The organism is Aestuariivita sp. (assembly GCF_021404545.1).
In the GTDB taxonomy this organism is placed as follows: domain Bacteria; phylum Pseudomonadota; class Alphaproteobacteria; order Rhodobacterales; family Rhodobacteraceae; genus Aestuariivita.
In genome coordinates this window covers 1-9,609 of the sequence record NZ_JAAWWD010000054.1, presented here as the reverse complement: position 1 = coordinate 9,609, position 9,609 = coordinate 1, and the positions used below count along the sequence as shown (strand labels likewise).

The 9,609-nt window shown below is 61.4% G+C and carries 11 protein-coding genes; 5 read left to right on the top strand and 6 right to left on the bottom strand.

Annotation, left to right across the window (positions count from 1 at the left end):
* The coding region (locus HEP69_RS17485; protein ID WP_290559786.1) for a pyridoxal-phosphate dependent enzyme at positions 1–537 on the bottom strand (537 nt) is incomplete at its 3' end.
* A gap of 78 nt (positions 538–615) precedes the next feature.
* Here HEP69_RS17485 and HEP69_RS17480 point away from each other — a divergent pair.
* Positions 616–1,458, top strand: a complete 843-nt coding sequence (locus HEP69_RS17480) for a TIGR00730 family Rossman fold protein (RefSeq protein WP_290559785.1) — start codon at positions 616–618, stop codon at positions 1,456–1,458.
* A gap of 37 nt (positions 1,459–1,495) precedes the next feature.
* Here the strand turns inward: HEP69_RS17480 and HEP69_RS17475 are convergent, their stop codons facing one another.
* Positions 1,496–1,705, bottom strand: a complete 210-nt coding sequence (locus HEP69_RS17475; RefSeq protein WP_290559784.1) for a hypothetical protein — start codon at positions 1,703–1,705, stop codon at positions 1,496–1,498.
* 242 nt (positions 1,706–1,947) lie between these two features.
* Positions 1,948–3,129, bottom strand: coding sequence for a 23S rRNA (adenine(2503)-C(2))-methyltransferase RlmN (gene rlmN, locus HEP69_RS17470; protein WP_290559783.1), 1,182 nt, complete (start codon positions 3,127–3,129; stop codon positions 1,948–1,950).
* Between the two features lie 73 nt (positions 3,130–3,202).
* Between rlmN and HEP69_RS17465 the strand changes: the two genes are divergently transcribed.
* Complete coding sequence (locus tag HEP69_RS17465; RefSeq protein ID WP_290559782.1) at positions 3,203–3,340, top strand: hypothetical protein; 138 nt, start codon at positions 3,203–3,205, stop codon at positions 3,338–3,340.
* Between the two features lie 8 nt (positions 3,341–3,348).
* Here HEP69_RS17465 and HEP69_RS17460 read toward each other — a convergent pair whose 3' ends face one another.
* Positions 3,349–3,843 carry an invasion associated locus B family protein gene (locus tag HEP69_RS17460; protein ID WP_290559781.1) on the bottom strand — a complete coding sequence of 165 codons (495 nt, stop codon included), beginning with the start codon at positions 3,841–3,843 and terminating at the stop codon, positions 3,349–3,351.
* A gap of 226 nt (positions 3,844–4,069) precedes the next feature.
* Between HEP69_RS17460 and HEP69_RS17455 the strand changes: the two genes are divergently transcribed.
* Positions 4,070–5,059 (top strand): asparaginase, encoded by a 990-nt coding sequence (locus HEP69_RS17455; RefSeq protein WP_290559780.1) that lies wholly within the window; start codon positions 4,070–4,072, stop codon positions 5,057–5,059.
* A 303-nt stretch (positions 5,060–5,362) separates the two neighbouring features.
* Here HEP69_RS17455 and serB read toward each other — a convergent pair whose 3' ends face one another.
* Positions 5,363–6,256: a phosphoserine phosphatase SerB gene (gene serB, locus HEP69_RS17450; protein ID WP_290559779.1), complete on the bottom strand. Its 894-nt coding sequence runs from the start codon at positions 6,254–6,256 to the stop codon at positions 5,363–5,365.
* Positions 6,257–6,415: 159 nt separating this feature from the next.
* On the opposite strand from serB, the gene HEP69_RS17445 reads away from it, so the two are divergent.
* Positions 6,416–7,570 (top strand): phosphoserine transaminase, encoded by a 1,155-nt coding sequence (locus HEP69_RS17445; protein WP_290559778.1) that lies wholly within the window; start codon positions 6,416–6,418, stop codon positions 7,568–7,570.
* A gap of 89 nt (positions 7,571–7,659) precedes the next feature.
* Positions 7,660–9,255, top strand: a complete 1,596-nt coding sequence (serA, locus tag HEP69_RS17440) for a phosphoglycerate dehydrogenase (RefSeq protein WP_290559777.1) — start codon at positions 7,660–7,662, stop codon at positions 9,253–9,255.
* Positions 9,256–9,394: 139 nt separating this feature from the next.
* Here the strand turns inward: serA and HEP69_RS17435 are convergent.
* The coding region (locus HEP69_RS17435) for a transposase (protein WP_290559776.1) at positions 9,395–9,609 on the bottom strand (215 nt) is incomplete at its 5' end.

The window sequence follows — 9,609 nt, the reverse complement described above, 5'->3', positions numbered from 1 at the left end:
CCCGCTCCCCCCCCCCCCCCCCCCCGCGCACCCCCCCGGGTTGGCCCCAAGCCCCGTGCCCCCCCCCTCGGCAGCCAACGGCCCCTGCCCTGCCCCGGTGGCCGGGCCGTCATAGGCATGGACCTGCATCGCGCCGCTTGTCGCCTCGAACGCCTGCGCGGCCTCCATCGCATGTGCATAGGCGCCGGGCACGACATGGCATGTGGCCCCTGTCTCGCGGATCAGTGCGATCTTGGCGGGGCCTGCCATCTCGGGCACGAAAATCGTCGCATCATGCCCCAGACGCCGCGCGGCAAAGGCCACCGCCGCTCCGTGATTGCCGCCCGAGGCCGCGACGACCCCCGCCTCGGGCACATCCGAGGACAACAGTGTGTTGAACGCGCCACGCGGCTTGAAACTGCCAGTGTGCTGCATCTGTTCGAATTTCAGATCCAGTGGCCGTTCCAGTCCCAGATCGCACCCGGCGATCACCGGCGTGCGCCGGACATGGGCCTCGATGTGGGACCGCGCCGCCTCAATCTCTGCTCTCCAGTTCATCGCTTGTTATCCTTCCCCGTGGCACATTCCTCGGCGACCCTATAGTGCTGGTGCAACCAGTCACAAGGACCGTTCGGAATGAGAGATCACCGTCACAGCCGCCTCCGCGACGCCCGCGAAGATAAGATTGCAGCGGGCGAATTGCCCAGTTCCGCACAGACCGCTTCGTCGACATACCGGCTGGCCTTCGCGGATGAGGATTTCCTCTGCCGGGATGAGCTGCGGCCCGTGCGCCTGCAACTGGAATTGCTCAAACCCGAACTTCTTCTCGAAGAGCACGGGGTCGACAGCACCGTCGTCCTGTTCGGCGGTGCGCGCATTCCGTCGCCGGCCAACAAGGACATTGCGCGGACCCAAACCCTCGCAGATCTGTCGGAGTACTATGACGAGGCGCGCGCTTTTGCCCGCCTGATGACCGAAAAGTCACTGGAGACCGGCAGCCGGGAATTCGTGGTGGCCACCGGCGGCGGTCCCGGCGTCATGGAGGCCGGCAATCTCGGCGCCAAGGAGGCGGGCGGCGTCTCCATCGGGCTCAGCATCGTGTTGCCGCATGAGCAGATGCCCAACGCCTATGTCACGCCCGAGCTCAGCTTCAATTTCCACTATTTCGCGATCCGCAAGATGCATTTCCTGATGCGCGCGCGCGCGATCTGCGTCTTCCCCGGCGGGTTCGGAACGATGGACGAAATGTTCGAAAGCCTGACCTTGATCCAGACCGGCCGTATGGAGCGGGTGCCTTTCCTGCTCTTTGGCCGTGCATTCTGGGAGAAGATCATCAACTGGGAGGCGCTGGCCGATGCCGGCACCATCTCGGATCAGGATCTGGACCTGTTCCGGTTTGTCGAGACGGCGTCCGAGGCCGTTCACATTATCGAAAACTGGGACCCGGCGCCGCCGAGATCAGAAATCCCGGGGCGCTAGGTTCTTGGGTCGGCGACAGAGGTCGCGATCCTGCCGCTCATGCAAAGTTTGCGGGCAGAATTCCCAGAGTGATCCCTTGCGGTAGCTTGGTGACGACCTGACGGTCTCCGTGATCGCGAATGCCAAAGCCATAGCCTTTCATCCGGAAATGCCATTCTCGCTTCGACAGCGATTTCTGCCGCTCCTTGGCCAGAAAATCCAGGGTGTCGGTTTCCAGCATCGGTGTACCTGTTTCTGCGTTCAACATTGTGTGCTCTCCATCCAGTGCGTTTGTTCGCAAAATGGAAACTGACTGTTGATCGCGGCGGGAGTGGTTCCACAAAAGGGAAAAATTAGGGCAACTGTCCCGGATTTTAACACAATTGAGCGGGGGCGGCCTGCAATCAGGGATGCTGCCCAAAGGACGATTGCGCCAGCCGGATAAAAGCTGGGCGAGTCCCGTGTTTCTTCTCGCCAAAAATACGCAACTCAGACCTGTGCCAAGCGCGCTTAGCCTGGCAATCCAGCCTCGGCGGCGATCTCGTTGCGGGTTTTGCGCGCGCGTTGTGTCGCGGATTTCAACTGACCACAGGCCGCCAGAATATCCTCACCCCTCGGCGTGCGGATAGGAGAGGCATAGCCAGCCTTATAGATGATATCGGCAAAGGCGCGGATGCGATTGTTCGAGGAGCGTTTGTAGGGCGCTCCAGGCCATTCATTGAACGGGATCAGGTTCACCTTGGCCGGGATACCCTCGATCAATCTGACCAGCCGACGCGCATCCGCGTCGCTGTCATTCACCCCGTCCAGCATCACGTACTCAAAGGTGATCCGTTCGGAGTTGGTTAGTCGGGGATAGGCGCGCAGCGCCTCCAGCAGCGTTTCTATGTTCCAGCGCTTGTTAATCGGCACCAGGCCATTGCGCACCTCATCGGTGGTGGCATGGAACGACACGGCCAGAAGGCATCCGATTTCCTCGGCGGTGCGGGCGATCTCGGGCACCACGCCGCTGGTCGACAGTGTGATCCGGCGACGGCTCAGCGAAATACCTTCGGGGTCCATCGCAATCTTCATCGCATCGCGCACATTCTCGAAATTATACAATGGTTCGCCCATGCCCATCAGCACGATATTCGACAAAAGCCGCGTTTCGTCCTTTGGCGCGCCGGGCACGGGCCATTCGTCCAGATCGTCGCGCGCCACCATGATCTGGCCCACGATCTCTCCGGCGGTGAGGTTGCGCACCAGTTTTTGCGTGCCGGTATGGCAGAATGAACAGGTCAGCGTGCAGCCCACCTGAGAGGATACGCACAGCGTGCCGCGATCTTCTTCGGGGATATAGACGACCTCGACCTCATGTCCGCCCGCGATCCGCACCAGGTATTTTCGCGTACCATCGGTCGAGACCTGTTTCGAGACAACCTCGGGGACCGCGATCACGAAGGCCTCAGCCAACGCGGCCCGGTAGGTCTTGGAAAGATTCGTCATCGCGGCAAAGTCCCGGACGCCCCATTGATAGATCCATTGCCAGATCTGCCCGACACGCATCTTGGCCTGCTTTTCGGGCGTGCCCTGTGAGATCAGCGTTTCGCGCAGTTGATCGCGGGTCAGGCCGACAAGGTTGACCGGCCCGTCGGGCAGTTTCCGGGGGATGGTCATTACATCCTGGGTGATCGGCGCCTGGGTGGGCATCTGAGATACTCTTCGTGAGGGGTTGATGGCGCTCTATATAGGACGGCCTGCGCGAAGCAAAAGAAATTCACGCATGCGCCGCGGTGTGACGGATGGGATTTGCGTCGAGATCCTTGGTCACGATCTGCGGCGCACCGTCACCCGAACGTTCTGCCGCCTGACCGAAGAAAGGCCCGGCTGGTATTGGCGGCGCGTGTGTTTCAGCGATTGATTCGAGCGTCAGCCGCCGCAGCGCGCCTCTGCATCCTCGACCGCGGCGGTAAAGCCCAGCAGCGAGAATGTGTCGACCGTTTGCGTGCCGCGTGACGACCGCGCGGTCAGCACGGCCTGCGCGCCGCGTTTCATCGCGGTGATCACTTTGGCGTCATCGGCGGGCGAGGCGGGCCAGGCCCATTCCCCTTCGGTGAAGAGCTCGAACGTGTTGCTGCCGATTTGCAGGTTCACCGTCGACCCATCGGCAAAGGGATAGCCGCCGGTGAAGGTCACCTGACCGGTCACCTCCTCGCCGGGGCGAAAGAACACAAAGAGCAACACATCACCACGCCGCACGGCAACGACCCGTCCGTCGCGTGTATTGACCATTTCCTTGGGTGCGGAGACGCCCCAGCATTCGGTCGGATCGTCTTCGACAAACACGCTCCAGTCTGTCTTCGCGGCGACGCGGTTGGTGCTTTCTTCCTGCGCAAGCGCGGCGCTGGATGCCAGAGCAGCCATGCTCGCCGCTGCAATCAAACGGGTGAGCTTCGATCCCCAAGGAAATCCCATGTCTCCAGCCTCCAGCTGTCCTTAACCTCAATATGCACGTGCCCCGAGCCTCTGACCTTGCTGGTCCCTCTGTTGGGTAAATGACCGGTGCGTCTCGACAGATTGCATAATAACGTAATATGCGCATCAGGCGAAAGAGTGATTGGCAGGAAATCGCCAAGATTTGAGGTGCGCTATGTCCCATCCCGTTCCCCTGACTGAAATCTGGCGCGGAGATCTTCTGGAAAGCTTGCACGCTGGGCATGCAGTGATCTGCGATGAGACGGGCCAGATCGTCGAGGCGTGGGGCGATCCCACTCAGCTGATCTATCCGCGCAGTGCCTGCAAGATGGTTCAGGCGCTGCCCTTGCTGGAGAGTGGCGCGGCAGACCGGGTGGGCTTGACGCCCGAGCATCTGGCACTGGCCTGTGCGTCGCATAACGGGGCGGCGATCCATACCTCGCGGGTGAGGGCATGGCTCGACGATCTGGAGCTCAATGACCACGCGTTTCGATGTGGCCCACAGTGGCCCGCGGAGCAGGTTGATCTGCACGCGATGATCCGCGCCGACGAGAGCCCGTGTCAGTATCACAACAACTGTTCGGGCAAGCATGCGGGGTTCTTGACCCTGTCGCGGGACATCGGCGCTGGCCCTGAATATGTCGAGCCGGATCATCCGGTTCAGAAAGCCTGCAAGGAGGCGTTTGAGCGCGCCACGGGGGAAGACAGTCCCGGTTTCGGGATCGACGGCTGCTCGGCGCCGAATTTCCAGACGACGCTTTTGGGTCTGGGTCGCGCCATGGCACGTTTTGCCGCCGCCCCGAGGGACACTGCCGAGGCGCGCTTGCGCGAGGCGATGATGCTGCATCCCGAGCTTGTCGCTGGGGAGGGGCGATCCTGCACCCGCCTGATGCGGGCCATGGGCGGCGCTGCCGCCATCAAGACCGGTGCCGAAGGGGTGTTTGTCGCGATCTTGCCAGGCAAGAAACTCGGCGTGGCGTTGAAGATAACCGATGGCGCCACCCGGGCCAGCGAATGCGCGATTGCCGCATTGCTTGTCCGGCTGGGCGTGCTGGATCCCGACCACGCGGCCACACGCGCCTATCTCAACGCACCCATTCTGAACCGGCGCGACATTCAAACAGGAACGATCCGCCCGGCGGCGGCGTTGCTGGACGCATGTTAGACCGGCCCTGGAGAGTGGGGACGACGGAGGAATGCATAGAACAGAGGCCGACATCCCGGTCGACAACCGCCGCGCCGCCACCAGCCACTGGATGCAGGCGGAAACGAAAATCGCGGCCCTAGATCCGGCGTTGCTCCTCAAGGTGCGAAGTATCGGACGGAGGTGGAGAGATTGGCCGTCGTCCAGGTTGGTGACGCACGCCAGAATGTGACGCACATTCTGGCCAGAAACCGACGCGGTTTCTGGGCAATCGCGACTCCCAAAGCGCCCAGATTTTGCGTCAAAATCTGACCATTTTCTGTGTCAGAAAATGGCGTCACCGTTCTGTATGAACGCGTCCCTGCTGTAACCTTGCAAATAAAGAAGCGCCGTCAGGTCGCCGAAATTGATCCGCAGATCACATTGCGCGGCCACCGATGGTTTTGCATGCAGCGCCACACCGGCCCCGGCCCGCCCCAGCATCCCGAGATCGTTGGCGCCATCGCCCACCGCGATGACGTCCGCTGCGGTCAGGCCGATCCTGGAGGTGATCGTCTCGAGCGCATCGACCTTGGCCTCTCGCCCCAGGATCGGGCGGGCCACGTCTCCGGTCAATATGCCGTCCTGAACCAGCAGCGTATTTGCGCGCGCCTCATCGAAACCAAGCATTTCGGCCACTCGTGACGTGAAGGCTGTGAACCCGCCCGAGACCAGGGCCGCGTACCCTCCATTGGCCCGCATCGTGGCCACCAGCGCCCGCCCGCCCGGCATCAATTCGATACGTGTCTCGAGCACCTTGGCGATCACCGTCACGGGCAATCCTTGCAACAGGCCGACCCGTTCGGTCAGCGCGCCTTCGAAATCCAATTCGCCATTCATCGCGCGCGCCGTGATCTCTTTGACCTGCGGACCGACACCGGCTTCTTCGGCCAGCTCGTCGATGCATTCCTGCCGGATCATCGTGCTGTCCATATCGGCCAGCAGCATCTTCTTGCGGCGCCCGTCGATGGGCTGCACCGCCAGATCAACGCCCACTCCTTGAAGGTCATTCCAAACGTCCCAGAGATTGCTCGGCACGTGCGGCACCGGGAACTCCGCGGCTTCGTCGGGGGCGAGCCAAAGGGCATCCCCGCCGCCCCAGGCGTTGCGCAGACTGTCGACAAGGGCGGGGTCGAGCGCATCGGTGCCGGGCGCGGTCAGGAGGGTTGCGATGAACATGGGGCAGAGTTTCCGATGCGTTACACTGGTGTCGCTTTTGCAGGCTCAGGCGGCGCTATATCGCCCATTTTCCGGTTGCGCCAGAGGGGGCGACCCCGTATTTCGGCATGTGGGACACCCTTCCCCAACGAGGGGCGCTTATCTGGAAGGATAGCATTGATGGCTATTGAGACACCCGGCGCGCGGCCGGCAAATCCGCGTTTCTCCTCCGGCCCCTGTGCCAAACCCCCGACCTTCACCCTGAATACGCTTGCCGATGCCGCCCTTGGCCGCTCCCACCGTGCTGCGGTGGGCAAGGACAAGCTTAGGGCGGCGATCGAAGAAACGCGCGGGATCCTGGGCGTGCCTGCCGATTACAAGATCGGCATCGTGCCTGCTTCCGATACCGGCGCCTATGAGATGGCGATGTGGAACCTGCTGGGCGCGCGGGGCGTGGAAATGCTGGCCTGGGAGAGTTTCGGCGCGGGCTGGGTGACCGACGCTGTCAAGCAGTTGAAATTGGATGCAGAGGTCAAGACCGCAGAGTATGGCGAGATCGTCGATCTCGGGACCGTCGACTGGGACAAGGACGTCTGCTTTACCTGGAACGGCACAACCTCCGGTGTGCGCGTGCCAAATGGCAACGCCATACCCGCTGACCGAGAAGGTCTGACGCTTTGTGATGCCACCTCCGCCGCCTTTGCGATGGATCTGCCTTGGGACAAGCTGGATGTGACGACATTCTCTTGGCAAAAGGTTCTCGGAGGAGAGGCGGCGCATGGTATGCTGATCCTCAGCCCGCGCGCGGTGGAGCGGTTGGAGAGCTACACACCGCCTTGGCCGCTGCCCAAGGTTTTTCGCCTGACCAAGGGCGGCAAGCTGATCGATGGCATTTTTAGCGGTGCGACGATCAATACCCCGTCGATGCTGGCGGTCGAAGACTACCTGCAGTGCCTCAAATGGGCGCGGTCCGTTGGCGGGCTGAATGGGTTGATCGCGCGGGCCAATGCAAATGCCAAGGCCGTCGCGGATTTTGTCGAGCTGCATGACTGGATCGACTTTCTGGCCCATGATCCCGAGACCGTGTCGAACACCTCCGTTTGCCTGAAATTCACCGATGAACGGATCGCCGATGGGGCCGCATTCGCAAAGGCCGTTGCCAAGCGCCTGGAGGCCGAAGGCGTGGCGCTTGATATCGGGGCCTATCGCGATGCGCCTCCGGGTCTGCGTATCTGGTGTGGCGGCACCGTCGAGACCGCTGATATCGAAGCCCTATTGCCATGGCTCGACTGGGCGTTTCAGATCGAGATTGCGGCCCAACCGGCCGCTGCCTGACGCGCCGGCGGGACAAGTCCCGCCCTACCCCAACACCGTAGGGCGGGACTTGTCCCGCCGCCCTTTCTCTCATTCCAAGGACCAAGCAGATGGCCCCCAAAGTACTCGTCTCCGACAAACTCTCCCCCACTGCCGTGCAGATCTTTCGCGATCGCGGCATCGAGGTGGATTTCGAGCCCGACCTGGGCAAGGACAAGGACAGACTTGCCGAAGTGATTGGCAAATATGACGGTCTCGCGATCCGCTCGGCGACCAAGGTCACCGAAAAGATCCTTGCAGCCGCCGACAATCTGAAAGTTGTGGGCCGGGCTGGGATCGGCACCGACAATGTCGACAAGGACGCTGCCTCCAAGAAAGGCGTGATCGTCATGAACACGCCCTTCGGCAACACCATCACCACCGCCGAACACGCCATCGCAATGATGTTCGCCGTGGCCCGTCAGATCCCGGAAGCCTCCGCCTCCACCCACGCTGGGAAATGGGAAAAGTCGAAATTCATGGGGGTCGAGCTGACCAACAAGACCCTTGGCGTGATCGGTGCGGGTAACATCGGCTCTATCGTCTGTGATCGCGCCCGGGCGCTGCGCATGAAGGTCCTGGCCTACGACCCGTTCCTGAGCGAAGAAAAAGCCGAAAAAATGCAGATCGAAAAAGTCGAACTGGAGGACCTTCTCGCGCGGGCTGATTTCATCACCCTTCACGTGCCTCTGACCGATGCAACCCGCAACGTGCTCAGCCGTGAGAACCTCGAAAAGACCAAGCCCGGCGTGCGCATCATCAACTGCGCGCGCGGCGGTCTGGTAGATGAGGAGGCGTTGGCTGATCTGCTGAAGTCCGGTCACATCGCGGGGGCGGCGTTTGACGTGTTCAGCGTGGAACCGGCCAGGGAAAATCCGCTCTTCGATCTGCCCAACGTGGTCTGCACCCCGCATCTTGGGGCGGCAACGACCGAAGCACAGGAAAACGTGGCGCTGCAGGTGGCCGAGCAGATGTCGAACTATCTGCTTACTGGGGCAGTGGAAAACGCGCTCAACATGCCCTCCGTCACCGCCGAAGAGGCCAAGGTCATGGGTCCCTGGGTCAAGCTTGCGGGCCATCTGGGCAGCTTTATCGGCCAGCTGACCGACGAGCCGATCAAAGCGATCAATATCCTTTATGACGGCGCCGTGGCCGAGATGAACCTTGAGGCGCTCAATTGCGCCGCGATTGCCGGGATCATGAAGAAATCCAACCCGGACGTGAACATGGTCTCTGCCCCTGTTATCGCCAAGGACAAGGGTATCCAGATCTCGACGACCAATCAGGATCAATCCGGAGCCTTTGACGCCTATATCAAGGTCACCGTTGTGACCGACAAACGCGAGCGCTCGATCGCCGGCACGGTCTTCTCGGACGGCAAACCGCGGTTCATCCAGATCAAAGGCATCAACATTGATGCCGAGATCGGTGCGCATATGCTTTACACAACAAACGAGGATGTGCCCGGTATCATTGGCCTTTTGGGCAACACCATGGGCAAGAACGGCGTCAACATCGCCAACTTCACTCTTGGCCGCTCGGACGTGGGCGGCGAGGCGATTGCGCTTTTATATGTGGATAACCCGATACCCGCGGATGTTCTGAAGACGCTGGAAAGCACAGGGATGTTCCAGCAGGTCAAGCCATTGGCCTTTGATGTGGTGTGACCTGCACGGGTGATAGCCTGCGAACCGAGTCCGTTCCTTTGGAGCGGCCGCTTGCTTTTGCGGATCTGAACAGCACACTTCGCTCGTGAGCATCTAAAAGGCTTTGTGCGCGGATCCCCCTTGGCCGTAGGTTCAGGACTCATAGCCAATAGATGACGGTCGCGGCGAGAGCGATGGCTGAGAGGAAGACCTTCGGACAGCGGTCGTATCGGGTTGCCACACGCCGCCAATCCTTGAGCCTGCCGAACATGATCTCGATGCGGTTGCGCCGCTTGTATCTCCGCTTGTCGTATTTGACCGTTTGCTTGCGTTGCTTCCGACCAGGGATGCAGGCGCGTATCCCGTTGCTTTTCA

Coding starts and splice junctions, on each gene's coding strand:
- HEP69_RS17445 (WP_290559778.1), top strand. CDS start 6,416: ATGGCTATTGAGACACCCGGCGCGCGGCCGGCAAATCCGCGTTTCTCC.
- rlmN (WP_290559783.1), bottom strand. CDS start 3,129: ATGCCCACCCAGGCGCCGATCACCCAGGATGTAATGACCATCCCCCGG.
- HEP69_RS17475 (WP_290559784.1), bottom strand. CDS start 1,705: ATGTTGAACGCAGAAACAGGTACACCGATGCTGGAAACCGACACCCTG.
- HEP69_RS17480 (WP_290559785.1), top strand. CDS start 616: ATGAGAGATCACCGTCACAGCCGCCTCCGCGACGCCCGCGAAGATAAG.
- HEP69_RS17465 (WP_290559782.1), top strand. CDS start 3,203: ATGCGCCGCGGTGTGACGGATGGGATTTGCGTCGAGATCCTTGGTCAC.
- HEP69_RS17455 (WP_290559780.1), top strand. CDS start 4,070: ATGTCCCATCCCGTTCCCCTGACTGAAATCTGGCGCGGAGATCTTCTG.
- serB (WP_290559779.1), bottom strand. CDS start 6,256: ATGTTCATCGCAACCCTCCTGACCGCGCCCGGCACCGATGCGCTCGAC.
- HEP69_RS17460 (WP_290559781.1), bottom strand. CDS start 3,843: ATGGCTGCTCTGGCATCCAGCGCCGCGCTTGCGCAGGAAGAAAGCACC.
- serA (WP_290559777.1), top strand. CDS start 7,660: ATGGCCCCCAAAGTACTCGTCTCCGACAAACTCTCCCCCACTGCCGTG.